This window comes from Serratia sp. PGPR-27, from assembly GCF_022678525.1.
Classification (GTDB): domain Bacteria; phylum Pseudomonadota; class Gammaproteobacteria; order Enterobacterales; family Enterobacteriaceae; genus Serratia; species Serratia nematodiphila.
The window spans coordinates 1-25,330 of sequence record NZ_JALBYS010000012.1 but is presented as its reverse complement, the minus strand read 5'-3'; the positions used below and the strand labels follow the sequence as shown (position 1 = coordinate 25,330).

Genomic DNA, 25,330 nt, shown 5'->3' with positions numbered 1-25,330 from the left:
ATAACCGTCCGTTTCGATTATGTCGCTTTTCTGGATAGTCTATCCCGCGCCACGCCGCTGATCTTTCCCCCCACGCTGGCTAGACTCAGGTTTCCGTTACGCTCATCCAAGGAAACTGTTATGGCAAACCATTCAATCAAGGGAAAAACCGTCCTCATCGCCGGCGGCGCCAAAAACCTCGGCGGGCTGATCGCGCGCGATTTGGCTGAACAAGGCGCCAAAGCGGTGGTGATCCACTACAACAGCGCCGCTTCCAAAGCCGAAGCGGAGAAAACCGTCGCCGCCATTCAGGCCGCCGGGGCGCAAGGTGTCGCGCTGCAGGCCGATCTGACCACCGCAGGCGCGGTCGAGAAGCTGTTCGCCGATGCGGTCGCCGCCGTCGGCAAGCCGGATATCGCCATCAATACCGTCGGCAAGGTGCTGAAAAAGCCGCTGATCGACATCAGCGAAGCCGAGTACGACGAGATGACGGCGGTCAACGCCAAAACCGCGTTCTTCTTCCTGAAAGAAGCGGGTAAGCACCTTAACGACAACGGTAAAATCTGCACGCTGGTCACCTCGCTGCTCGGCGCCTTCACGCCGTTCTACGCCGCTTATGCCGGCACCAAAGCGCCGGTGGAGCACTTCACCCGCGCCGCCGCCAAGGAGTTCGGCGAGCGCGGCATCTCCGTGACGGCGGTCGGCCCCGGCCCGATGGACACCCCGTTCTTCTACCCGGCAGAGGGTGCGGACGCCGTGGCCTACCACAAGACGGCGGCGGCGCTGTCGCCGTTCAGCAAAACCGGCCTGACCGATATCGAAGACGTGGTGCCGTTCATCCGCCATCTGGTCAGCGACGGCTGGTGGGTAACCGGCCAAACCATCCTGATCAACGGTGGCTACACCACCAAATGAACCCGGCGGGGGCACCTATCGCCCCCGCACCTGCTCGCACGCAACCGCGCCATGCGGCTACACTCTACTGTCAGAAACGGCGCCAAGGAACAGCAGATCAGCGAGATGGACAGATTCAATCAATACCGCGTATTCGTACAGGTGGCGGAAATGGGCAGCTTTATCCGGGCGGCCCATGCGCTGGAGGTGCCGCGCGCCTCGGTCTCCGCCGCCGTGCAGCAATTGGAAACGCAGCTGGGCGTGCGCCTGCTGCACCGCACCACGCGGCAGGTGCGGCTGACCGCCGACGGAGAACAGCTGCTCGAGCGGCTGCGCCCGCTGCTGGCCGAAGTGGAAGACATCGATCAGTCATTTCAGGCCAGCCAACGGCAGGCCTCCGGACGGCTCAGCGTCGACGTGCCGAGCCGCATCGCCCGCCGGCTGATCGCGCCGGCGCTGCCCGGCTTGCTGCGGCGGCATCCCCACCTGCAGCTGGTGCTCGGCTCCGCCGATCGCGCCATCGATCTGGTGCAGGAGGGGGTCGACTGCGCGGTGCGCGTCGGCGATCTGCACGACAGCAGCCTGGTGATGCGCCCGCTCGGCCATATCGCGCTGATCAACTGCGCCAGCCCCGCCTACCTGAGCGAATTCGGTCATCCGCTCCACCCCGGCGATCTTGCCGAGGGGCACTGGAGCATCGGCTACGCCTCGCCCAGGACCGGCCGCGAATCCCCCTGGGAATACCTGACCGGCGACGGCCATACGCAACGGCTCGAACTGCCCAGCCGGGTGGTGGTCAACAACGCCGAAAGCTATATCGCCTGCTGCCGCGCCGGGCTGGGGCTGATGCAAATCCCGCGCTACGACGTACAACACCTGCTCGACGTCGGTGAACTGGTGGAAGTCCTGCCCGGTTACCGCGCCACCTCCATGCCGATCGCCCTGATCTACCCCCATCGCCGCCAGCGCTCAAGGCGCCTGGCGGTGTTTCATGAGTGGTTTGAAAGCCTGCTGCAGCCGCATCTGGAGCGCTGATTGCACATTTAGCGCTATACTTTGTTTAATAACGCTTATAATTCAAGCGGTCAGACCGTTAAAACCCGCATAACCCATAGGCTTTTACGCCGCGCGGGTGTACAACGAAAGGTATCGTGCGCAGAGATTTTCGATGCGGCGCAGTGTGATCGCCCCAACATATCATTGCGTTATCCGAATGATACTATGGAACCAACAGCGCCAGGCGGGTACACGGAACGCCTGCTAACCCTTTTTAATCGGCATGTTTATGGAAGGAGTATTCTTATGGCTTACAAACACATATTGATCGCGGTAGACCTATCCCCGGAAAGCAAGATCCTGGTAGAAAAAGCCGTCTCTATGGCGCGGCCGTATAACGCCAAAGTTTCTCTGATCCACGTCGATGTCAACTATTCCGACCTCTATACCGGCCTTATCGACGTCAATCTCGGCGACATGCAAAAACGCATCTCTGAAGAAACCCATCAGGCGCTGACCGAGCTGTCGCAAAACGCCGGCTACCCGATCACCGAGACCCTGAGCGGCAGCGGCGATCTGGCGCAGGTGCTGGTGGACGCCATCAAGAAATACGACATGGACCTGGTGCTGTGCGGCCACCATCAGGACTTCTGGAGCAAGCTGATGTCTTCCGCGCGCCAGCTGATCAATACCGTGCACATCGATATGCTGATCGTGCCGCTGCGCGATGAAGAAGACGAATAAAGTAAGCGCTTGCTAACTTAACTAACCAACGCCCGCGCCCTGCGGGCGTTTTTCATGCCGCCACGCCGATTAATCGCTTGATAATCAACCGCCCTCCGATGATATAGTCGCTAAAGACACAACATCCTCCCCCGAGCATCGCCTATACCCAAATCTATAAGAAATAGCGGGGGAAATTTAATGCGAAAAGGAGTTATCCATGGAATATGCCGTATCGGTAGAGTCTTTCCTGTCCTCGTTACAACGCCATAACCCCCACCAGCCGGAATATCTGCAGGCGGTGCGCGAAGTGTTCACCTCGCTGTGGCCATTTATCGAACGCAATCCGCGCTATCGCGAACAGGCGCTGCTGGAGCGCCTGGTGGAGCCCGAGCGTATCATTCAGTTCCGCGTCAGCTGGGTGGACGATCGCGGCCAGGTGCAGGTCAACCGCGCCTTCCGCGTGCAGTTCAACTCGGCCATCGGCCCCTACAAGGGCGGCATGCGCTTCCACCCGTCGGTAAACCTGTCGATCCTGAAGTTCCTCGGCTTTGAGCAGACCTTCAAGAATGCGCTGACCACCCTGCCGATGGGCGGCGGCAAAGGCGGCTCCGATTTCGATCCGAAGGGCAAAAGCCAGGGCGAGATCATGCGCTTCTGCCAGGCGCTGATGACCGAGCTGTATCGCCACTTGGGCCCGGACACCGACGTGCCGGCCGGGGACATCGGCGTCGGCGGCCGTGAAGTCGGCTTTATGGCCGGCATGATGAAAAAACTGTCCAACAACACCGCCTGCGTGTTTACCGGCAAGGGCCTCTCCTTCGGCGGCAGCCTGATCCGCCCCGAGGCGACCGGCTACGGCCTGGTGTACTTTACCGACGCCATGCTGCAGCGCCACGGCCTGGGTTTTGAGGGGATGCGGGTGGCGGTATCCGGCTCCGGCAACGTGGCGCAGTACACCATCGAGAAAGCGCTGGAGCTGGACGCACGCGTGATCACCGTATCGGATTCCGGCGGCACTCTGGTGGACGAAGACGGCTTCACCACCGAGAAGCTGGCGCACCTGGCGGAGATCAAAAACCAGCGCTACGGCCGGGTGGCGGACTACGCCCGCGAACGCGGCCTGACCTACCTGGCGGGCCAGCAGCCGTGGAACGTGCCGGTGGATATCGCCCTGCCGTGCGCCACCCAGAACGAGCTGGATCTCGAGGCGGCGCAGACGCTGATCCGCAACGGGGTGAAAGCGGTGGCGGAAGGCGCCAACATGCCGACCACCATCCAGGCCACCGACGCCTTCCTCGACGCCGGGGTGCTGTTCGCGCCCGGCAAGGCGGCCAACGCCGGCGGCGTGGCCACCTCGGGGCTGGAGATGGCGCAAAACGCCGCGCGCATCGGCTGGCGGGCGGAAAAAGTGGATGTACGTTTACAACATATCATGGCGGATATTCACCATGCCTGCGTGGAATACGGCGGCGAGGGCAAGCAAACCCACTATGTACACGGCGCGAATATCGCCGGTTTCGTCAAGGTTGCGGAGGCGATGCTGGCGCAGGGCGTGCTGTAATCGGGCGCAAAGGTGATCTTGTTCACACATCGATTAAATGCTTCAATGCCGGCCTCTGCGCCGGCATTTTTTTCCGCGTCCAAGCCATCAAAATGATGCAAAAACGTTAATTAAAAGTTAATAAAAAGTTATTTACAACCTATTAGTTGGTAGTAAATTTACCACCGACAAATAATTAAACATTTATTTAACACTAAAACCGCTAATATTTTACTTAAATATGCGCAGATCACATTTCGTTAACTTCGGCTACGCCCCCTCTTCCATTCCTTTGTAATCTGCAGCGGTGGAAAAACCGCCACCCCTACAGATAAAAAAAGGTACAGCTAATGAAATTTAACCTCGCATTATTAAATGCATGTGTGGTTTCTGCGTGCATGTTATCGACAACACCTGTGTTCGCCGCTGATAAATATGAGATTGCCGTGGTCGCCAAAGTGACCGGCATTCCGTGGTTCAACCGCATGGAAGTGGGCGTCAACGAAGCGGCGAAAAAACTCGACGTCAACGCCTACCAGACCGGCCCTTCTACGCCGGATCCGGCCGCACAGGTCAAGGTGATTGAGGATCTGATCGCCAAGAACGTCAACGCCATCATCGTGGTGCCGAACGACGCCAAAGTGCTGGAGCCGGTGCTGAAAAAAGCGCGTGACAAAGGCATCGTGGTGCTGACCCATGAATCCCCGGACCAGCAGATCGGCCAATGGGACATCGAGACCATCGACAGCGAGAAATACGCGCAGGCCAACGTCGATGAGCTGGCGAAAGACATGGGCGGCAAAGGCGGCTACGCGATCTACGTCGGCTCGCTGACCGTGCCGCTGCACAACGCCTGGGCCGATTCCGCCATCAAGTATCAGAAAGAAAAATACCCGGACATGTTTGAAGTCACCTCGCGCTTGCCGGTGGCGGAAAGCATCGACAAATCCTACGCCACCACGCTGGATCTGATGAAAACCTATCCGCAGATGAAAGGCATCATCGGCTTCGGCTCGCTCGGCCCGATCGGCGCCGGCCAGGCGGTGGCCAAGAAGCGCGCCAAGGACAAAATCGCGGTGGTGGGCATCGCCATGCCGGCGCAGGCCGCCCCTTACCTGATGCGCGGCGACATCAAGAAAGCGCTGCTGTGGGATCCGAAAGACGCCGGTTATGCGCTGGTGACGGTGGCCGATCAGCTGCTGCAGGGCAAGGACGTGAACAAAGACCTGTCGATCGAGGGCCTCGGCAAGGCCGACGTCGATATGGAACACAAAGTGATTCGGTTTAATAAGATTCTGGAAGTGACCAAAGACAACGCCAAATCGCTCGGATTCTGATTTTTCGCGTAATTTCGCTACACCGGGAAAGTAGTTAAACCCTCGTAGGGGCGCAGCCTGCTGCGCCCAGGGCTTCGGCCGCTACGCAAGCACAGGTTAACGTTATGACAGCCTCCCCCGCATTTATCACCCTGGAGAATATCAGCAAGCGATTCCCAGGCGTGCTGGCATTAGACCAGATCAACCTGACGCTCAATATTGGCGAAGTGCACTGCCTGGCCGGGCAAAACGGCTGCGGCAAAAGCACCATTATTAAAATCATCTCCGGCGTCTATCAGCCGGAAAAAGGCGCCAACATTTCGCTGGAAGGCAAACTCTTCCACGCCCTGACGCCGCAGCTGTCCGGTTATTACGGCATACAGGTGATCTACCAGGACCTGTCGCTGTTCCCTAACCTGACGGTGGCGGAAAACATCGCCATCCACCGTTACCTGCCCGGCGGCCGCTTCTGGGTGCGCAAGCGATTGATGCGCCAGACGGCGCTGGACGCCATGGCGCGGGTCGGCGTGCGCATCGATCCCGATAAAAAGGTGGAAAAACTGTCGATCGCCGATCGGCAGCTGGTGGCGATTTGCCGCGCCATCGCCGCCGAAGCGCGGTTGGTTATCATGGACGAACCGACCGCCTCGCTGACCCGCCAGGAGGTCGACGGCCTGCTGCGGGTGGTCAACGAATTGAAAGCAGCCGGCATCTGCGTGGTGTTCGTCAGCCACCGATTGGATGAAGTGATGGAAGTCGCCGATCGCATCAGCGTGATGCGCGACGGCAAGCTGGTGGGCACCTGGCCGGCCAGCGAACTGGACAGCCATGAACTGGCGTTCCTGATGACCGGCCAACGCTTCCACTACAGCCCGCTACCGCCGCTGCCGCCGGCCGAACAGGCGCCGCTGCTCGAGGTGCGCAACCTCAGCCGCGGCGAGAAATACCGCAACGTCAATCTGGCGCTGCGCGGCGGCGAGATCGTCTCGATCGTCGGCCTGCTCGGCGCCGGCCGCACCGAACTGTGCCTCAGCCTGTTCGGCATGACGCGGCCGGACAGCGGCGAGATCCGCATCGAGGGCCAAGCGGTGCAGCTGCACAACAACCGCGAAGCGGTGCGCCACGGCATCGGCTATGTGTCGGAGGATCGTCTGACGCAGGGATTGATCATGGAGCAATCGATCTACGACAACACCATCGTCACCGTCTTCGATCGGCTGCATACCTCGCTTGGATTGTTGGATCACGCCAAGGCGACCGAGCTGGTCAACCGGCTGATCCGCGATTTGAACATCAAGGTGTCCGACAGCGCATTGCCGGTGAAGACCCTGTCCGGCGGCAACGCCCAGCGCATCGCCATCGCCAAATGGGTAGCGACTCAGCCGAAGATCCTGATCCTCGACTCGCCTACCGTCGGCGTGGACATCGCCAACAAAGAGGGGATCTACCAGATCGCCCGCGATCTGGCGCAGCTGGGCATGGCGGTGCTGATGATCTGCGACGAGATCCCGGAAGCCTATTACAACAGCCATCGGGTGATGGTGATGCGCAAGGGCGAGCTGATCGCCGAATTCGCGCCGCACCAGAGTACCGAACAACAGATCGCCGAGGTGGTGAATGGATAAGTCATTATTGGCCCGCCTGGCCGGGCGGCACGAGTTTTATCTCGGCCTGCTGGTGCTGCTGCTGGCGATCGGCCTGAGCGCCGGCACCGATGAGTTTCTGACGCTCGGTAACCTGACCGACGTCGCCACCAGCTACGCCATTCTCGGCATTCTGGCCTGCGGGCTGTTCGTGGTGCTGATCGCCGGCGGCATCGACATTTCGTTCCCGGCGATCACCGCCATCGCCCAATACGTGATGGCCAGTTGGGTGATCCAGCACGGCGGCAGCTTCCCGTTGGCGTTCGCCCTGGCGATCGGCGTCGGCCTGCTGCTCGGGCTGGTGAACGGTTTCCTGGTGTATTGGCTCAAGGTGCTAGCGATCATCATCACCATCGCCACCCTTAACCTGTTCTACGGCCTGCTGGTATACGCCACCAACGGCACCTGGCTGTACGGCTTCCCTGACTGGTTCATGAACGGCATCAACTGGTTCTCGTTCCAGGGCGCCGACGGCTACGACTACGGCCTGACGCTGCCGCTGCTGTGCCTGCTGGCGACCATCGTCGTCACCGGCGTGCTGATGAACCGCACCCGGCTGGGGCGCCAGATCTACGCCATGGGCGGCAATCGCGACGCGGCGTCGCGCCTGGGGTTGAATCTGCTGCGGCTGCATTTTTGCGTCTACGGCTATATGGGCATTCTGGCCGGCGTCGCGGCGGTGGTGCAGGCGCAAATCACCCAGTCGGTGGCGCCCAACTCGCTGCTCGGCTTCGAGCTGACGGTATTGGCGGCGGTGGTGCTGGGCGGCACCAGCATGAGCGGCGGCCGCGGATCGTTGACCGGCACCCTGCTCGGCGTGGTGCTGCTGGCCTTCCTGCAAAACGGGCTGACGCTGCTCAGCGTCTCGGCCTATTGGCACCAGGTATTCAGCGGCGCGATCATTTTGATCAGCATCAGCACCACCGCCTGGAACGAAAAACGCAAGCTGCTCAAGGAGATCTGACATGACGCAGTTAACTCGGTTGATCCCAAACGATCGGATCATTCGCCTGCAGGGCGCGATCATCATCGCGGTGGCGCTGCTGTTCGCCGGGCTGCTCGGATCGCGCTTCTTCAGCCTCGGCAACTTCCAGTCGATCGCCTCGCAGCTGCCGATCCTCGGCCTGCTGGCGCTCGGCATGGGCATCACCATGCTGACCGGCGGCATCAACCTGTCGATCATCGCCGGCGCCAACGCCTGTTCGCTGGTGATGGCGGCGATCATCGTCAGCCATCCCGACCAGCCGCTGTTCCTGGCGCTGGCGCTGTTGGCCGGCCTGTTGGTGGCGGTGGCGATCGGCGCGCTCAACGGCGCGCTGGTAGCCTGGATCGGCGTTTCGCCGATCCTCGCCTCGCTCGGCACCATGACGCTGATCACCGGCCTGAACATCCTGCTGTCCAACGGCGCGGTGATCTCCGGCTTCCCGGCGGCGATTCAATTTCTCGGCAACGGCGCCGTACTCGGCGTGCCGGTGGCGCTGATCCTGTTCCTGCTGGTGGCGGTCGGTCTGTGGCTGCTGCTGGAGCACACCACGCTGGGCCGCAGCCTGTACCTGATCGGCTCCAACGAGCAGGCCACCCGCTTTAGCGGCGTGAACACCGCGCGGGTGCAGATCGCGGTGTACATCCTGTCGGCGCTGCTCGGCTGGGGCGCCGCGCTGCTGATGATGGCCAAGTTCAACTCGGCCAAGGCCGGCTACGGCGAATCTTATCTGCTGGTGACCATTCTGGCCTCGGTGCTGGGCGGCATCAACCCGGACGGCGGTTTCGGCCGCATTCTGGGGCTGGTGCTGGCGCTGATCGTGCTGCAAATGTTGGAAAGCGGCCTCAATTTGCTGGGGGTCAGCAGCTACCTGACCATGGCCCTGTGGGGCGGCGTGCTGATCCTGTTTATCGCGTTACAGAATCGAAAAGCTTAGGAGAAAACAGATAATGGCGAGCTATTTTATTGGCGTAGATGTGGGCACCGGAAGCGCGCGCGCAGGCGTATTCGATCTCAATGGGCGCATGGTCGGCCAGGCCAGCCGGGCCATCGATCTGTACCGGCCGAAGGCGGATTTCGTCGAGCAGTCGTCGGATAACATCTGGCAGGCGGTGTGCAATGCGGTGCGCGACGCGGTCAACCAGGCCGACATCAACCCGATCCAGGTCAAGGGGTTAGGCTTCGACGCCACCTGTTCGCTGGTGGTGCTGGATAAAGAGGGCAAGCCGCTGACCGTCAGCCCCTCCGGCCGTACCGAACAGAACATCATCGTGTGGATGGATCACCGGGCGATCGCCCAGGCCGAGCGCATCAACGCCACCAAACACCGGGTGCTGGACTTCGTCGGCGGCATCATTTCGCCGGAGATGCAGACGCCGAAACTGCTGTGGTTGAAACAGCACATGCCCACCACCTGGGCCAACGCCGGCTACCTGTTCGATCTGCCGGACTTTCTCACCTGGCGCGCCACCCAGGACGCCACCCGTTCGCTGTGCTCGACGGTGTGCAAGTGGACCTATCTCGGCCACGAGCGGCGTTGGGACAAGAGCTACTTCCAGCAGATCGGGCTGGAAGACGTGCTGGAACATGACGCGGCCAAGATCGGCAGCGACGTTAAAATGATGGGTGAGCCGCTGGGCCACGGTCTGACCCAGCGTGCCGCCAGCGAGATGGGGCTGATCGCCGGCACGGCAGTGAGCGTATCGATCATCGACGCGCACGCCGGCACCCTCGGCACGCTGGGCGCCACCGGCGTCTCCGGCGAGGTGGCCGACTTCAATCGCCGCGTCGCGCTGATCGGCGGCACCTCCACCGGCCATATGGCGATGTCGCGCACCGCGCGCTTTATCGGCGGCGTCTGGGGGCCGTATTACTCGGCGATCCTGCCGGAATACTGGCTGAACGAGGGCGGCCAGTCCGCTACCGGCGCGCTGATCGACCACGTCATCCAGTCGCACCCGTGCTATCAGGAGCTGCTGGCGCAGGCGAAAGCCCAGGGCCAGACCATCTATGAGGTGCTGAACGCCATTCTGCGCCGCATGGCCGGCGAGCCGGAGAACATCGCCTTCCTGACGCAGGACATTCACATGCTGCCGTACTTCCACGGCAACCGCTCGCCGCGCGCCAACCCGACGCTGACCGGCATCCTGACCGGGCTGAAGCTGTCGCGCACGCCGGAAGACATGGCGCTGCACTACCTGGCCACCATTCAGGCCATCGCGCTCGGCACCCGCCACATCATCGAAACCATGAACCACAGCGGCTACAGCATCGACACCATCATGGCCAGCGGCGGCGGCACCAAGAACCCGATCTTCGTGCAGGAGCACGCCAACGCCACCGGTTGCGCCATGCTGCTACCGGAGGAGAGCGAAGCGATGCTGCTGGGCGGCGCGATGATGGGCACCGTGGCGGCCGGCGTGTTCGACACCTTGCCGGAGGCGATGAGCGCCATGAGCCGCATCGGCAAGACGGTGACGCCGCAGACCAACCAGATAAAAAGCTACTACGATCGCAAATACCGGGTGTTCCACGAGCTGTACAACGACCACATGAAATACCGCCGGTTGATGCAGGAGGAGGCGTGATGCAGCAAGAGTGGCGGCAGGCCGTGCAGGGCTGGCAAACCTACAGCCAGGAGCTGGCGCAGCTGAGCGAGCGCCTCGATGCGCACACCTGGCAACGGCTGCTGGCGCTGCTGGCCGACTGCCGCGGTAAAATCGCCGTCACCGGCGTCGGCACCTCGGGGATTGCGGCGCGCAAGATAGCCCATATGCTGGCCTGCGTGGAGCGGCCGGCGGTCTATCTCGACGCCACCGGCGCGGCGCACGGCGATCTGGGCTTCCTGCGCGCCGACGATCTGCTGATCCTGATCTCGCGCGGCGGCAATTCCGACGAGCTTACCCGCCTGCTGCCGACGCTGCAGGCCAAGGGGGTGACGCTGATCGCGGTGACGGAAAACCCGCATTCCGCCATCGCACAGGCGGCGCAGCTGACAATCGCCTCCGGGGTGCAACGGGAGATCGATCCGCTGAACATGCTGGCCACCACCTCGATTGTGCTGGTGTTGGCGATCTTCGACGCCGCCTGCGCCTGCCTGATGACGCGCAGCGGCTATGACAAGAGCGCCTTGCTGGCGGTGCATCCGGCCGGCGGCGTGGGGAAAAGTTTGCGGGAGGCAGAGTGAGGGCCCGACACGGCGGGCCCGGCAGACATTACAGCGGCATGTAGATATCGAAGCGGTGGCTTTTGGTCAGCGTGGCGGCGTGCGCCGGCACGTCGGCCAGCGGCGGCGCGTAGTCCGGGCGTTTCACCACCACGCGCTTGGTGGCCAAACGGCGCGCCGGTTCCAGCAGGCCGTCGGCGTCATCGTCGCTGCCCACCAGCGATTGAAACACCCGCATCTCTTTCTTCACCAGCGCGCTTTTCTGCTTGTGCGGGAACATCGGATCGAGATACACCACCTCGGGACGCGGGCTGAGATCCGCCAGCGCCGTCAGGCTGGAGGCGTGCAGCAGCGTCAGGCGCTCGCGCAGCCACGGGCCGATTTCCGCATCCTGATAGCCGCGCTGCAGGCCATCATCCAGCAATGCCGCCACCACCGGATTGCGTTCCAGCATCCGCACCCGGCAGCCCAACGCCGCCAGCACGAAGGCGTCTCGCCCCAGCCCGGCGGTGGCGTCCACCACGTCCGGCAGGTAACTGCCCTTGATGCCGACCGCCTTGGCCACCGCCTCGCCGCGGCCGCCGCCAAAGCGGCGCCGGTGCGCCATGGCGCCGGAGACGAAATCGACGTAGATCCCGCCCAGCTTCGGCTCGTCGCGCTTGCGCAGCTCCAGCCGCTGCGGAGTCAATACCAGCGCCATCGGCGCGTCGTCGTCAGACGCCAGCCGCCAGCGCTGCGCCAAAACAGACAAGGCGCCGGGATCGGCGCCTGCTTCACACAATAAACACACGCTCACGTGTCGGGTTATCCTTTAATGCCGTAATGGCGCAGCATAGCATCCAGCTGCGGCTCGCGGCCACGGAAGCGTTTGAACAGCGCCATCGGCTCTTCCGAACCGCCGCGCGACAGGATGTTGTCGAGGAAGGATTTGCCGGTCTCGGCGTTGAAAATCCCCTCTTCTTCGAAGCGCGAGTAGGCGTCGGCCGACAGCACTTCCGCCCACAGGTAGCTGTAGTAACCTGCCGCGTAGCCGCCGGCGAAGATGTGGCTGAAGGCGTGCGGGAAACGGCCCCAGCTCGGCGAAGGCACCACCGCCACCATTTTCTTCACTTCCGCCAGCGTCGGCAGGATCTGCGCCCCTTTCTCCGGGCTGTATTCGAAGTGCATGCGGAAATCGAACAGGCCGAACTCCAGCTGGCGCAGGATAAACAGCGCCGCCTGGTAATTCTTGGCCGCCAGCAGCTTGTCGAGCATTTCCTTCGGCAGCGGCTCGCCGCTCTGATAGTGGCCGGAGATAAACGCCAGCGCTTCCGGCTCCCAGCACCAGTTTTCCATAAACTGGCTCGGCAGCTCGACTGCATCCCACGGCACCCCGTTGATGCCGGAGACGCCGGCGGTATCGATCTGCGTCAGCATGTGATGCAGACCGTGGCCGAATTCGTGGAACAGCGTGGTCACTTCGTTATGGGTGAACAGCGCCGGCTGATCGCCCAGCGGACGGTTGAAGTTGCAGGTCAGGTAAGCGACCGGTTTTTGCAGCGTGCCGTCGGCCTTGCGCAGGCTGCCGACACAGTCGTCCATCCAGGCGCCGCCGCGTTTGTTTTCGCGGGCGTACAGATCGAGGTAGAAACTGCCGCGCAGCTCGCCGTCGGCGGCGAACAGATCGAAGAAGCGCACGTCCGGATGCCAGGTCTCGACGTCTTTACGCTCTTTGGCTGTGATGCCGTAGATGCGTTTCACCACTTCGAACAGCCCTTCCACCACCCGCTGCTCCGGGAAGTACGGGCGCAGCTGCTCGTCGCTGATGGAGAACAGATGCTGCTTCTGTTTTTCGCCGTAATAGGTGATATCCCAGGCTTCGAGCTCGTCCACGCCATAGTGCTGTTTGGCGAAGGCGCGCAGCTGCGCCAGCTCTTGCTCGGCCTGCGGGCGGGCGCGCTTGGCCAGATCGCTCAGGAAGCCGATCACCTGCTCCGGGCTCTCCGCCATTTTGGTCGCCAGCGACTTGTCGGCGTAGGTATCGAAGCCCAGCAGCTGAGCCAGCTCGTGGCGCAGCGCCAGCGTTTCCGCCATCACTTCGCTATTGTCCCATTTGCCGGCGTTCGGCCCCTGATCGGAGGCGCGAGTGGCGAAGGCGCGGTACATCTCTTCGCGCAGCGCGCGGTTGTCGGCGTAGGTCAGCACCGGCAGGTAGCTCGGCATGTCCAGCGTCAGCAACCAGCCGTCTTGCTCTTTGGCCTGCGCCATCGCCTGCGCCTGTGCCAGGGCGCTTTCCGGCAGGCCGCTCAGCTCGGCTTCGTCGGTAATCAGTTTGCTCCAGCCCATGGTGGCGTCGAGCACGTTATTGCTGTAGGTGGAACCCAGTTCGGACAGGCGCGCGACGATCTCGCCGTAGCGCTGCTGTTTATCCGCCGACAGGCCGATGCCCGACAGTTCGAAATCGCGCAGCGCGTTGTCCACCGCCTTGCGCTGCGGCACGCTCAGCGCCTCGAACGCCGCGCCCTCTTTCAGGCTGCGGTAGGCCTGGTACAGCCCTTCGTGCTGGCCGACCCAGGTGCCGTACTCGGACAGCAGCGGCAACGCCTGCTCATAGGCGGTGCGCAGCTCCGGGCTGTTTTTCACCGAGTTCAGGTGCCCGATCGGCGACCAGATGCGCGACAGGCGATCGTCCGACTCCGCCAACGGCTGACACAGATTGTCCCAGGTGAACGGGCCCGGCTGCGCGACCACGCGCTCTACCGCGGCGCGGCAGTCCGCCAGCGCGGATTGCACCGCTGGCACGATATCTTCAGGGCGGATCGCCGAGAAAGGCGGCAGGGAAAACGGGGTCAGCAGCGGATTTGTCATAGGGCAGTCCTGATTAGCGTTGGGCCCGCCGCACGGGCGAGCCTTAAAATGCGTATGAATCTCTAACATGGAGCCAGACAGCAGGAAAATCAATGCCCGGCGTTGATCGTTCGTGCCTTAAATGGCGCTTTGGCGGATGCGGGCGGCCAGCGCCGCCAGCTGTTGGTCGTCGGCGCGCGCCGCATCGTGGGAGGAGATATAGCCCTCATAACGTTCGAAAAACTTCGGCGAGGTCGATTCGATCGGCCGCCACTGTTCCAGCGATGCGGTGCCGTGCAGCGGGATCAGTTTGGCATGCACATGGTCGACGCCGTAGCCCTCGAACACCATGCCGCAGCGGCCGACGTCGTCGAACGCGCGATCCAGCTGCTTCGCCACCCGCTTGGTCGCCAGCATCAACGCGCTCAGCACCTCGTCCGGCAGGTCAAAGGCGTAGCTCGGGTGGTGCGCCTTGGGGATCACCACGCTGAAACCGTCGGTGTTGGGAAAGATGGACAGGAACGCCAGATGGTCGTCGTCTTCCCAGATTTTATGGCATGGCGCCTTGCCCGCCACGATGTCGCAAAAAATGCAGCTCATCCTTTCTCCTTGTGATTCACAGCGTTTCAACCCGTTCGAACTCTTCGAACACCAGCCACATGTCCGGCGCAAAGCTCCCCTCGCGGGTAAAGAACGCCTGATGCCCCTGGCGCCAAAACGCCAGGCTTTTGTCGCCTTCACCCTCTTTGGCCGCCATCTCGGCGGTCACCCGATCGTAGCGCACCAGGCGCAGCGCCAGGGTTCTGATCACGCAGGCCGGTTCGCCGCGGCCATCGAGAACGATGCTGTAATCGCCGATCCGCGGGGTTTGTTCCCGACGATAGCTCGCATAGGAACTGCAGGTGGCGGTTTTATCCCCGCTCAGCACCAATCCCAGCAGTTCGTCGGCTAACGCGGGGCCGTCGCCGAACGCCCAGCGCGCCGCGTCGGGGTAATTCGCCAAAATCGCCTGTTTGCTCATCGTCCTGTCCCTTTCTGTTAACGTCTGCGGCAACGGAGTCCGGTTTTTCCCGGCCAGACAGTTTATACTGTGCAGATTATAAGCCTTATTGCATTGAATGCTCCGCCTGCGGAGCACAAGGAACCGCCACCCGTCATGTTAAGTTATCGCCACAGTTTCCACGCCGGCAACCACGCCGACGTGCTCAAGCACACCGTTCAGAGCCTGATCATCGAGTCGCTGAAGGAAAAAGAGAAGCCGTTCCTGTATCTGGATACCCACTCGGGCGCGGGTCGTTATCAGCTCAGCGGCGAACACGCCGAGCGCACCGGCGAATACCTGGAAGGCATCGGTTTGCTGTGGCAACGCGACGATCTGCCGGAAGAGCTGGCGGCCTACATGAGCGTGGTGCACAACTTCAACCGTTCCGGCACGCTGCGCTACTATCCCGGCTCGCCGCTGATCGCCCGCCAGCTGCTGCGCCCGCAGGATAAAATTCACCTGACCGAGCTGCACCCGAGCGACTACCCGCTGCTGCGCAGCGAATTCCAGAAAGACGAGCGCGCCAAAGTGCAGCGCGCCGACGGCTATCAGCAGCTGAAATCCCAGCTGCCGCCCCTGTCGCGCCGCGGCCTGATCCTGATGGACCCGCCGTATGAAATGAAGACCGATTACCAGGACGTGGTCAAAGGCATTCAGGAAGGCTACAAGCGTTTCGCCACCGGCACTTACGCGCTGTGGTACCCGGTGGTGATGCGCCAGCAGATCAAACGCATGCTGCGCGATCTGGAAGCCACCGGCATTCGCCGCATTCTGCAGATCGAACTGGCGGTGAAACCCGACAGCGATCAGCGCGGCATGACCGCCTCCGGCATGATCGTCATCAACCCGCCGTGGAAGCTGGAACAGCAGATGAAGAACGTGCTGCCGTGGCTGCACAAGGTGCTGGTGCCGTCGGGCATCGGCCACCATCTGGTGAACTGGGTGGTACCGGAATAATCCCCATCAGGGCGCGGTTTGCCGCGCTCTGCGTCCGCCTATCGCAGCCATCGACGCAATCTTTGCGACAAACCCCGGTCAGGCGTTAAACTCTTACCCTCTTCAAATTCACAACTCATGGAAATCCCAGATGACGAAACATTACGATTATCTAGCAATTGGCGGCGGCAGCGGCGGTATCGCATCGATCAACCGGGCAGCCATGTACGGCCAAAAGTGTGCGCTGATTGAAGCCAAAGAGCTGGGCGGCACCTGTGTAAACGTGGGTTGTGTACCGAAAAAAGTCATGTGGCACGCGGCGCAAATCGCCGAGGCCATCCATCAGTACGGCCCGGACTACGGCTTCGACACCACCGTCAACGCCTTCGACTGGAAAAAGTTGGTCGCCAACCGCACCGCCTATATCGATCGCATCCACAACTCCTACGATAACGTGCTGGGCAAGAACAAGGTCGACGTGATCAAAGGCTTCGCGCGCTTCGTGGATGCGCACACCGTGGAAGTGAACGGCGAGACCATCACCGCCGACCACATCCTGATCGCCACCGGCGGCCGCCCGAGCCATCCGGCCATTCCGGGTGCCGAATACGGCATCGACTCCGACGGCTTCTTTGAGTTGGACGCCATGCCGAAACGCGTCGCCGTGGTGGGCGCCGGCTATATCGCCGTGGAAATCGCCGGCGTGCTGAACGCGCTGGGCGCGGAAACGCACCTGTTCGTGCGCAAGCACGCGCCGCTGCGCAGCTTCGATCCGATGATCGTCGAAACCCTGGTGGAAGTGATGAACACCGAAGGGCCGAGCCTGCACACCGAATCGGTGCCGAAAGCGATCGTCAAGAACGCCGACGGCAGCCTGACGCTGCAGCTGGAAAACGGCAAAGCATTCACCGTCGACTGCCTGATCTGGGCCATCGGCCGCGAACCGGCGACCGACAACCTGAACCTCGGCGTTACCGGGGTGAAAACCAATGAGAAAGGCTACATCGACGTCGATAAGTTCCAGAACACCAACGTCAAAGGCATCTACGCGGTGGGTGACAACACCGGCGCGGTAGAGCTGACCCCGGTCGCCGTGGCCGCCGGCCGCCGTCTGTCCGAGCGCCTGTTCAACAACAAGCCGGACGAACACCTGGACTACAGCAACATCGCCACCGTGGTGTTCAGCCACCCGCCGATCGGCACCGTCGGCCTGACCGAGCCGGAAGCCATCGAGAAGTTCGGCGCGGACAACGTGAAGGTGTACAAATCCTCCTTCACCGCCATGTACAGCGCCGTGACGCAGCACCGCCAGCCGTGCCGCATGAAGCTGGTGTGCGCGGGTAAAGAAGAGAAAATCGTCGGCCTGCACGGCATCGGCTTCGGCATGGACGAGATCCTGCAGGGCTTCGCGGTGGCGGTGAAGATGGGCGCCACCAAGAAGGACTTCGACAACACCGTGGCGATCCACCCGACTGCGGCGGAAGAGTTCGTCACCATGCGCTGAGGCGCAACTTCGCCGGGTTCCGGCGCGTAACAGGCCAGGCGCGAAAGTGTCTGGCTTTTTTATTTATCCCGCTCGCCTCACGGCGCCCGGCGGTAATGATCGCGAAGAAACACCGGCAAATCGTTCGCCGGTGCAGCAAAGGGCACCTGATAGAGCATATCGCCGACAAAACCGCGATGATAGGTCGCGTGGTTGACGACATGCAGCACGATTTCCTGGCGCGTCATGCGGCCTTCCCCCCCGCCGACGAACTCGAAATGCACCACCTGCGCCAGCGCCTCGGGCGACCAGTTGTCCACCTGTTCGATATACCAGCGGTCCATTTCCTCCACCGCACACCGCAGAGAGTCAAGCGCAGGCGTTTGCTCGGTGTTGCGCGCGAGGTAGCCATGCTTGCGGCCTTGCAGATGGTGCCTGAAGATATCGTCCACCACGTACACGTGATTCAAGGTATGCACCATATTGCCGAAACGGGTCGGGCGCGGCCGCAGCGCTTCGCCCTCCGGCAAGGCCGCCACGCAGTCAAAGGTCAAGGCATTCGCCCAGGCTTTGTAACGCACCAACATTTTCAAGGTATCGATGGCCGTTGCAGACATACTGTTCACTCCTTATCGGATGAAAATCGATATTCCGTTCAGCCGCACGCGGGTGCAGCGGCGCGTTCTACGCCGTGCCAATCCCATGCAGCCGACCTTCGACCTGAGTGCGCGTATTGCCCCCCACCCAAATCCGGCCGCTCTCGTCGCGGGTGACATGCACGCGCCCGTTGCGCCCACGGCAGCGGCCCTGAGCGGCGATATAGCCGCCGCTGACCACGCCGCTTGCAAACAGCCACTGAGCCAGCGAGGCATTGAGGCTGCCGGTGACCGGATCTTCGACGATAGCGCCAAGGTGATCGCTCAAAAAAGCGCGCACCTCGAAGGCTGCGTCACCATCGGCATGTGGGCCGACGACGCCAATGTCCACTCTGCGCGGCCAGCTTCTCGCCGGCGTCAGGGAAAGCACCCGCTCGGCGCTGGCCAGCCGGATCCCCAGCCACCCCGGACCGTTATCGATCCAGGCGGCATCGAGCGCCTCCTCAGGCGCGATCCCCAAAAACCGCAGCGCGTCGGCCAACGCCGCTTCTGACGGCGCCCCGGAGCGAATCAACGGCGGCGCGGCAAAACACAGCCGTCCGCCCTCGCGGCGAATGCTCACCAAGCCCGCCCCGCACTCCTGGATGATCTCCGCGTCATTACGCGGCGTACCGCCCGCAGTGAGCCAGGCATGGCAACTGCCGAGCGTCGGGTGCCCGGCAAACGGCATTTCACGATCCAGCGTGAATATTCGCACCCGGTAATCCGCCTGTGAGTGCATAGGCGGCAGTAAAAAGGCCGTTTCCGACAGGTTGAACCAACGTGTCAAGCGCTGCATGTCCTCCGTAGACAACGCTCCGGCGCCCGTAATCACCGCCAACGGATTGCCGGCGAGTGGCCCGGCGCCAAAGACATCCACCATCTGCATGCCAAAAACCATCGCTTCTCTCCTCAGGTTAACGCCGGGCGTTCATTACCCCCGCGATATCAACAGCTCCAGGCCCGCCAAAGCGAACAGCAGCGCAAGCGTTCCTTCAATCCAGCGCCTCACCCGGGTGTAAAACGCGATCATCGGCGACGTTGAGAACAGCAGGGCATACCCCCCGAAAATCGTCACGCCGAGCAGCGCGCAACCGCCAATAATTGCCGGTAAAACCTGCTCAGGCGCGCCTTGCCGCAATCCCAGCGACATGATCGCCATCCAGGACATGATGGCCTTGGGATTGCCGAGATGCATCAGCACGCCCTGCCGATACAACCTCTGATAAGATCGCGCGCTATCCCCTGCCGCTATGCCTGTCGTAACGGGAGACGCCCGTAATGCGGATCGGCCGGCGCGCAGCGCCAGATACAGCATATACACGCCGCCAACGATCTTGATGGTCCACAGCGCCTGCGCATACGTGGCCAACACGGCGGAAAGGCCGGTCGCGGCCAACATCGCCCAGCACAGCGATCCGGTCACCACCCCAGCGGCCAGCACCAACGCGGGCCTGCGGCCGTCACGCATCGCCACGCCCATGATCGCCATGTTGCTGGGGCCGGGGCTGGCAGTTGCGAGGAGATAGGCGCCGTAAACCAACGCAAGCTGACTGACCATCATGGAAAAACTCCGCTGACCCGCCTTACGGCCGAGCCGTAGTTGAAAACGCCGGGACTCCTCACCAACATAGTATGTGTTACACTTTTCGCCTATTTAAATAGTGTCACGTGACACTATATTCTTTCTCCGGAGAGCGAATATGCGGCTTCAATCCCCCTGGCAGCCCCGCCTGGCCAATGTGGAAGCCACTACCGTCGAACGGCTGGTGTTGGCGTTGGCTGACGACATTATCGAGGGCAAGCTGCAAGGGGGCGATCGTTTGCCGGCCCACCGTACGCTCGCCTGGCAATTGGCGATCGGTCTGGGCACGGTGACCAAAGCCTATGCCATCCTGGAGCGGCGTGGGTTGGTGCGCAGCGTGAAAGGCCGCGGGATGTTCGTGGCGATCCGCCGCGCCCGTGAAAAACGCGAAATCGATCTTTCATCCAATGCGCCGCCGGCGATGCTTACCGATCGTTTGCTGGCGCGCACGCTGGCCGGCATTGCGCGGAAAATGGATGCGGACCATCTGAACTTCTATTCCCCTCCGACCGGGCATCTGGAGCACCGGCGTTTGTTGACCCGCTGGCTGGAAAACGCCGGCGTCACGATCGATCCGTCGCACCTGGCGCTGACCAGCAATGCCCGTCAGGCGATTTCGCTGGCGTTTGACCTGGCCTGCGGGCCACGCGGCACGATACTGACGGAGAGACTCACCTACCCCGGCGCGATCGCGCTGGCCCGACGTAAAGGCCATCGCCTGATCGGCGTGGAGATCGATGCGCAAGGCATAGTGCCGCAGGCGCTGGCGAGTGCGCTCGAGCGTGTCTCCTCCGGCCATACCGCTGTCTATCTGACGCCGACGCTGCATAATCCGACAACCGCCACCATGAGCGCCGAGCGCAGGCAGGCTATCGTCGAGATATGCCGGCGGGCGAATGTCTGGATCATCGAGGATGGCATGTATGCGCTGGGGCATTCAGCGGCGCCTGCGCTCGCGGCTCTGGCGCCCGAGCGGGTGTTCCATGTCAATGGCCTGTCGAAAACGCTCGGCCCGGGATTGCGGATCGGCATGCTGACTCTGCCGCCCGGCATGCAAACTGCGGCGGAAGAAGCCTTGCAAGATCTTCCTTTCGCGCCTTCGCCACTGTCTTGCGCTGTGGTGGAGGAGTGGCTGGCCAGCGGCGCGATCGAGACGATACCGCAAGCGTTGCGTCATGAGGCTCAGCGAAGAGTGCATCTGGCCACCTCGATATTTGATGTCGACGAATGCGTATCGCATCCCGACGCTTATCATGTCTGGCTGCCGATGCCGCGCGAAACCGCCGAGTCTGTGGCCGCCGCCGCCGCATTGGCCAACGTAAAGGTGACGCCGCCGGACACCGTGATGGTAGACCGCGACGAACGTGCGACGGGCATTCGCCTGTGCCTGGGTTCCCCCTCGCCGGACGAGCTAACGGCAGGCCTGACGCAGCTGGCGCAGCTGTTGAAAGCGCATCGAAACGGCTGACAAACGGAAGAGAAAGGTTACGCGTACAGGCCGACCGGCCCAGGACTGTTCTTTTTGTGCGGTTTACTATTCCCTTCGCACCCGCCTGCTTTTTCTGCCATTATTCTGCCTGATAAATTAGCGGGACTGATACAAACCTCCCCGCGCCTCTGGAGAACGCCGATGCTGTTCAAACTATGCAAAACCCTTGCGATGGCCTGCGTGGCCCTGATTATCGCCCAGAGCAGCGCGCTCAGCTTTACCCTGGAAGTGGCGGGCAAGATCGACAACGTGACCGACCCGGTCAAAAAAAGCTATCTGTTCACCGATAAGCAGCTGTTGGCGATGCCGGTGCGCAGCATCACCACCTCCACCTCCTGGACGCCGCAGAGAAAATTTGAAGGGATTTCGGTGGCCGATATCCTGGAGCGCGTCGGCGCTAAGGGCGAGACGCTGACTTTCTATGCGCTGAACGATTATTACATCGACGTGCCGCTGTCCGACGTCAAGAAATACAACATGATCCTGGCCTACAAGATGGACGGGGAAATGCTGAAGCTCAGAAACTTCGGCCCGCTGTTCCTGGTTTACCCGCGCGACGCCGCCGGGCCTGAACTGAACTCGCCGTTGTACAATTCACGCTTTATCTGGCAAGTCGACAGGATCGTGATCAAATGAAGCTGACGACCTTTAAGAACGGCAGCAGGCTGGCGATCCCGGCCATCTTTGCCGCGCTGTTTTTAGTGGCTTCGACCGTCACGCTCTATTACTACAGCGCCACCCTGTCGAAGAAAGGGCTGTATGCCATCGCCGGCACGCAGGAGAATTACTCCTGGTCGATCGCCAAGTTCTCCATCAAGCTGGCGGAGTTCGACACGTTCGTCGAGCAGCAGAGCCATGCGCCGCAGGTGGACAGCGACAACCTGCGGCTGCGGTTCGAAATCCTCTATTCGCGCTTTTACGTGCTGGAAACCGTCTCCGAATCCACGCAACCGCTGTACGCCGAGCCGGGCTACCCGGAAGTGGTCAAGCAGATGCGCCTGCAGATGGATCGCATCGATAAACTACTGGATAACCCGAAAATCGACTTCAGCCAGGTTTTCGCGGCCATGAAGGCCATCAAGCCTTACGCCATCGAAATGGCCAACCTGACCGACCACGCCGAGGTGAAGCAGCGCACCGCCGCCTATGAGGACTACATCGAGAAACGGCACATCATTTTCTATGGGCTGGTGATCGTCATGTTCTCGGTGATCGCGCTGATCGCCATCACCCTGATCGTGTTCCGCCAGCAGCGGCTGACCATTCGCCAGCAGGCCAAGGCCATTGAGGCGGAGAAAGCGACACGCACCAAAAACGCCTTCCTCGGCGCCATCGGCCACGAGCTGCGCACCTCATTGCAGAGCGTGATGTCGGCCATCGACGTGCTGGTGAACACCCGGGTGTCGGCGGAGCATGCGGACACTTTCCAGCGGCTGGAGACCGCCGCGCAGCAAATCGAAAGCCAGATGAAGGATCTGACCGACTACGCGCACCTCGACAGCGGCATGATGGAATTGCGCATCGTGCCGTTCGACGCGCAGAAGCTGATCGCGGAAACCGCTAATGAAATCGCCACCCTGACCCGCAAAGAGCAGGTCAAACTGAGCTGCGAAGTGGAGTGCAGCCACCTGTTGGTGCACTCCGATCCGCTGCGCATCCGGCAGATTATCGTTAACCTGCTGACCAACGCCTACAAATACACCGAAAGCGGCAGCATTACGCTGCACAGCTGCCTGCGCCGTCAACCCGGCGGCAGTTCGCTGATTATCGAAGTGACCGACACCGGCATCGGTATCGAAAAAGACCAGCTCGATCAGATCTTCAAACCCTTTACCCAGTTGGATCAGTCGCATACCAAGCAATATGCCGGCGTGGGGATGGGGTTGGCGATCGTACACGGCCTGGTGACGCTGCTCAACGGCACCATCACGGTGTACAGCGAAATCAAGAAGGGCAGCACCTTTATCGTCAGCATTCCGGTGCAGATCAGTGAAGAAGAGCGCGCCGACGAGCCCGCCGCCGCCAATGCCCCCCTGCAGCAAAAGCCGCAGCAGGTGCTGGTGGTGGATGACAACAAGTCGGTGGGTGACGCCTTTGCGGCGTTGCTGGACAAACTGGGCTACCAGCACGAACTGTGCGACTCGCCGGAGCGCGCGTTGCAGAAGCTGCTCAGACGCCCTTACGACGCGCTGTTGCTGGATCTGCAGATGCCGGGCATCGACGGCGCCGCCCTGGCCAGGCAGCTGCGCAATCGTCGCGGCCCCAACCGCCATGTGCCAATCATCGGCATCAGCGCCTATACGCCGGAGCAGCTGACGGCGGATCAGCGCGCCCTGTTCGATAACTACCTGATGAAACCGGTTCGGCTGGATGCGCTGTCGAGCGCACTGGCCGAGGTGTTCCCCGCTAAAGATTAAAACAGCGTTGCAGTGCGGCTTCGATCACATGGAGCCGCACCGGTTTTTCATAAGGACCGAGCACATCGTACTCGCGCATCGCCTGAGCGATCTCCGACTCGCGTCGGTCGGTGCCCAGTTCGCCGGTCAGCACCAGTACCGGCGCGTCCGGGTTGTCGGAGGCGCGGATGGTGGCGATACAGCGATCCGCCGTTTCCTCACCGATCAGCCAGTCCACCACGTAACCGTCGAACAGGCTTTGCTGCAACGCCTGGCAGAAGCTGTCGACATCGTAAAACGCCACTGCGTTGAAACCGCAGCCGCCGAGGTACTTGGCCAGCTCATCGGCCGCCTGATGCGAATCGTCCAATACCGCGATGCTCAACCGCTCGTCATCGCCGTAGCCGGGCCGGATTTCTATCAGTTCGACGCCGTAACGCAGACCTGCCGGCGCCTCTTCGGCGCGATAGATATGCCATTGCCCCTCCACACGCAGCGCCACAAACTCCGCCGGCCGCCCGGCAGAAAGTTCATCGCCAATGTGCCCGACGCAAGGCATCGCCACCCCCGCCACGAAAAAGATGGCATCACGCGCCATGTTTGGCTCGGTCGTCTCGTGTTCGGCGCTCAAATCGGCGATCGCCGCCGGCGTTTCTCCCAACGCGGCCGCGACGCTGTTGATCTGTTCCAGCGTCCAGGGGCTTTGCCCTTTCAATTTGCGGTGCGCATGTGAAAAACTCAGATCCAAGATGCGGCTGAGTTCGCGGGCATGCTGACGTTTTCCAATCCCGTAATGTAAAAACAGCTCCCTGACCCGATTGGCAATCGACTGTGAATCGAATTTTTGATGATTGTTATCCATTTGTTCCTTCGATTTTTTTTACTGATTTATCAGTCGTTTTGATTATTTCTGCTGAAAAAGCCACACCTAAAACTAGCATCCCATGCAATTATGCGTTAAAAACGTTGCTTGACATACCATGTTGTATCGTCAAACATGGTATCAAAAGAGACATACAGCAATACACTATAAAAAATAACACCAGCACGATTTTTAATAATAACCATAGTAACACCAGGGAAAATTTGTTCCGTTGCCGCTACTGAGACGATGCTCACATCGCTTGGACTGCATAAGCAAAACGGGGCTTGAGCCTTTAGCGCTAATCTGTTTTACCCACTTTTAAGCCGGGATCCGTCAGGGTCCCGGTTTTTTATTGCCCTGGAGCCGGCCATCATACGTTCTCACCCCACAGCCGCAAATAAAAACGGAGCCGGCATGCCGGCTCCGTTGACCCTTGTAATGACCGCTTGGCTTAGAAGCGCCAGGTGAAACCGGCGTTGACGCTGTTGTCCTGATGGTTCTGCGACAGCAGCCCGCCGTAGCCCAGCGACAGCGAGGCGTTCTCGTTCACCGCCACTTCCGCCCCCGCCTTCAGCACCATGCCGTCGCGCGACACCGGCACGCTGTCCACCACGAACGGCGCGTTGCCGCCGTTGAACCGCAGCCCGGTGCCACGCTCCAGCCCGCCGTACTGGTGTTGCCACCCCAGCTCGCTGCGCAGCGCCACCGTCGTGCCCGGGCTCACCTGCCACGCGGTGTCCGCGCGCAGCCCCAGCGTCGACACCGTCGCGTCGGTATGCTGCTTGTCGCCGCGCAGCGCCGCTGCGCCGCCGCTTTCCGCGATGCCGTTGT

Annotated in this window: 24 protein-coding genes; 15 read left to right on the top strand and 9 right to left on the bottom strand. The window is 61.6% G+C overall.

The annotated features are described in order from the left end of the window. Positions 1-120 precede the first annotated feature (120 nt). The 10 genes from MMS95_RS08875 to MMS95_RS08830 all read left to right on the top strand — a co-directional run bounded on the left by MMS95_RS08875 (position 121) and on the right by MMS95_RS08830 (position 11,263). Entirely contained in the window at positions 121-894 is a 774-nt protein-coding gene (locus MMS95_RS08875) for an SDR family oxidoreductase (RefSeq protein WP_242141583.1), read from the top strand. A gap of 105 nt (positions 895-999) precedes the next feature. Then, on the top strand, positions 1,000-1,908 hold the full coding sequence (locus tag MMS95_RS08870; protein ID WP_242141582.1) for a LysR family transcriptional regulator: 909 nt from the start codon (positions 1,000-1,002) through the stop codon (positions 1,906-1,908). Between the two features lie 267 nt (positions 1,909-2,175). After that, entirely contained in the window at positions 2,176-2,613 is a 438-nt protein-coding gene (gene uspA / locus MMS95_RS08865) for a universal stress protein UspA (RefSeq protein ID WP_004930988.1), read from the top strand. Positions 2,614-2,812: 199 nt separating this feature from the next. Beyond that, positions 2,813-4,156 (top strand): NADP-specific glutamate dehydrogenase, encoded by a 1,344-nt coding sequence (gene gdhA / locus MMS95_RS08860; RefSeq protein ID WP_021505207.1) that lies wholly within the window; start codon positions 2,813-2,815, stop codon positions 4,154-4,156. Positions 4,157-4,485: 329 nt separating this feature from the next. Next, complete coding sequence (locus MMS95_RS08855; RefSeq protein WP_028128102.1) at positions 4,486-5,472, top strand: autoinducer 2 ABC transporter substrate-binding protein; 987 nt, start codon at positions 4,486-4,488, stop codon at positions 5,470-5,472. A gap of 104 nt (positions 5,473-5,576) precedes the next feature. Continuing rightward, the gene (locus MMS95_RS08850) at positions 5,577-7,076 is read left to right on the top strand and encodes a sugar ABC transporter ATP-binding protein (RefSeq protein ID WP_033631858.1); all 1,500 of its coding nucleotides are present in this window, start codon (positions 5,577-5,579) and stop codon (positions 7,074-7,076) included. Continuing rightward, complete coding sequence (locus MMS95_RS08845; protein WP_242141581.1) at positions 7,069-8,058, top strand: ABC transporter permease; 990 nt, start codon at positions 7,069-7,071, stop codon at positions 8,056-8,058. The genes MMS95_RS08850 and MMS95_RS08845 overlap by 8 nt, the downstream gene beginning before the upstream one ends. 1 nt (position 8,059) lies before the next feature. After that, positions 8,060-9,013 (top strand): ABC transporter permease, encoded by a 954-nt coding sequence (locus MMS95_RS08840; protein ID WP_016930441.1) that lies wholly within the window; start codon positions 8,060-8,062, stop codon positions 9,011-9,013. A gap of 13 nt (positions 9,014-9,026) precedes the next feature. Further along, positions 9,027-10,664: an FGGY-family carbohydrate kinase gene (locus MMS95_RS08835; protein ID WP_242141580.1), complete on the top strand. Its 1,638-nt coding sequence runs from the start codon at positions 9,027-9,029 to the stop codon at positions 10,662-10,664. Beyond that, on the top strand, positions 10,664-11,263 hold the full coding sequence (locus tag MMS95_RS08830; RefSeq protein WP_242141579.1) for an SIS domain-containing protein: 600 nt from the start codon (positions 10,664-10,666) through the stop codon (positions 11,261-11,263). The genes MMS95_RS08835 and MMS95_RS08830 overlap by 1 nt, the downstream gene beginning before the upstream one ends. Before the next feature lie 28 nt (positions 11,264-11,291). Here MMS95_RS08830 and rsmJ read toward each other — a convergent pair whose 3' ends face one another. The 4 genes from rsmJ to MMS95_RS08810 all read right to left on the bottom strand — a co-directional run bounded on the left by rsmJ (position 11,292) and on the right by MMS95_RS08810 (position 15,089). After that, on the bottom strand, positions 11,292-12,038 hold the full coding sequence (rsmJ, locus tag MMS95_RS08825) for a 16S rRNA (guanine(1516)-N(2))-methyltransferase RsmJ (protein WP_004931005.1): 747 nt from the start codon (positions 12,036-12,038) through the stop codon (positions 11,292-11,294). An 8-nt stretch (positions 12,039-12,046) separates the two neighbouring features. Beyond that, complete coding sequence (gene prlC / locus MMS95_RS08820) at positions 12,047-14,089, bottom strand: oligopeptidase A (protein WP_135638743.1); 2,043 nt, start codon at positions 14,087-14,089, stop codon at positions 12,047-12,049. 117 nt (positions 14,090-14,206) lie between these two features. Next, positions 14,207-14,668 carry an HIT family protein gene (locus tag MMS95_RS08815; RefSeq protein ID WP_033631854.1) on the bottom strand — a complete coding sequence of 154 codons (462 nt, stop codon included), beginning with the start codon at positions 14,666-14,668 and terminating at the stop codon, positions 14,207-14,209. 16 nt (positions 14,669-14,684) lie between these two features. Continuing rightward, positions 14,685-15,089: an ASCH domain-containing protein gene (locus MMS95_RS08810; protein ID WP_242141578.1), complete on the bottom strand. Its 405-nt coding sequence runs from the start codon at positions 15,087-15,089 to the stop codon at positions 14,685-14,687. A 135-nt stretch (positions 15,090-15,224) separates the two neighbouring features. Between MMS95_RS08810 and MMS95_RS08805 the strand changes: the two genes are divergently transcribed. After that, the gene (locus tag MMS95_RS08805) at positions 15,225-16,067 is read left to right on the top strand and encodes a 23S rRNA (adenine(2030)-N(6))-methyltransferase RlmJ (RefSeq protein ID WP_004931012.1); all 843 of its coding nucleotides are present in this window, start codon (positions 15,225-15,227) and stop codon (positions 16,065-16,067) included. A gap of 130 nt (positions 16,068-16,197) precedes the next feature. Continuing rightward, positions 16,198-17,550, top strand: a complete 1,353-nt coding sequence (gene gorA / locus MMS95_RS08800) for a glutathione-disulfide reductase (RefSeq protein WP_021505213.1) — start codon at positions 16,198-16,200, stop codon at positions 17,548-17,550. A 77-nt stretch (positions 17,551-17,627) separates the two neighbouring features. On the opposite strand, the gene MMS95_RS08795 is transcribed toward gorA, so the two are convergent. The 3 genes from MMS95_RS08795 to MMS95_RS08785 all read right to left on the bottom strand — a co-directional run bounded on the left by MMS95_RS08795 (position 17,628) and on the right by MMS95_RS08785 (position 19,728). Beyond that, on the bottom strand, positions 17,628-18,146 hold the full coding sequence (locus MMS95_RS08795) for a DinB family protein (RefSeq protein ID WP_074469419.1): 519 nt from the start codon (positions 18,144-18,146) through the stop codon (positions 17,628-17,630). Between the two features lie 67 nt (positions 18,147-18,213). Then, on the bottom strand, positions 18,214-19,065 hold the full coding sequence (locus MMS95_RS08790; protein WP_088382003.1) for a PhzF family phenazine biosynthesis protein: 852 nt from the start codon (positions 19,063-19,065) through the stop codon (positions 18,214-18,216). Between the two features lie 33 nt (positions 19,066-19,098). Beyond that, the gene (locus tag MMS95_RS08785) at positions 19,099-19,728 is read right to left on the bottom strand and encodes a LysE family translocator (RefSeq protein ID WP_044030069.1); all 630 of its coding nucleotides are present in this window, start codon (positions 19,726-19,728) and stop codon (positions 19,099-19,101) included. Between the two features lie 139 nt (positions 19,729-19,867). On the opposite strand from MMS95_RS08785, the gene MMS95_RS08780 reads away from it, so the two are divergent. The 3 genes from MMS95_RS08780 to MMS95_RS08770 all read left to right on the top strand — a co-directional run bounded on the left by MMS95_RS08780 (position 19,868) and on the right by MMS95_RS08770 (position 23,655). Beyond that, positions 19,868-21,217: a PLP-dependent aminotransferase family protein gene (locus tag MMS95_RS08780; RefSeq protein ID WP_242141577.1), complete on the top strand. Its 1,350-nt coding sequence runs from the start codon at positions 19,868-19,870 to the stop codon at positions 21,215-21,217. 162 nt (positions 21,218-21,379) lie between these two features. Continuing rightward, positions 21,380-21,874: a molybdopterin-dependent oxidoreductase gene (locus tag MMS95_RS08775; protein ID WP_033631849.1), complete on the top strand. Its 495-nt coding sequence runs from the start codon at positions 21,380-21,382 to the stop codon at positions 21,872-21,874. Next, entirely contained in the window at positions 21,871-23,655 is a 1,785-nt protein-coding gene (locus MMS95_RS08770) for an ATP-binding protein (protein WP_242141576.1), read from the top strand. The genes MMS95_RS08775 and MMS95_RS08770 overlap by 4 nt, the downstream gene beginning before the upstream one ends. On the opposite strand, the gene MMS95_RS08765 is transcribed toward MMS95_RS08770, so the two are convergent. Next, on the bottom strand, positions 23,645-24,496 hold the full coding sequence (locus tag MMS95_RS08765) for a helix-turn-helix domain-containing protein (RefSeq protein ID WP_021505218.1): 852 nt from the start codon (positions 24,494-24,496) through the stop codon (positions 23,645-23,647). The genes MMS95_RS08770 and MMS95_RS08765 overlap by 11 nt on opposite strands. Before the next feature lie 454 nt (positions 24,497-24,950). Further along, positions 24,951-25,330 (bottom strand): autotransporter outer membrane beta-barrel domain-containing protein (locus MMS95_RS08760; RefSeq protein WP_242141575.1); only part of this gene is annotated, 380 nt, incomplete at its 5' end.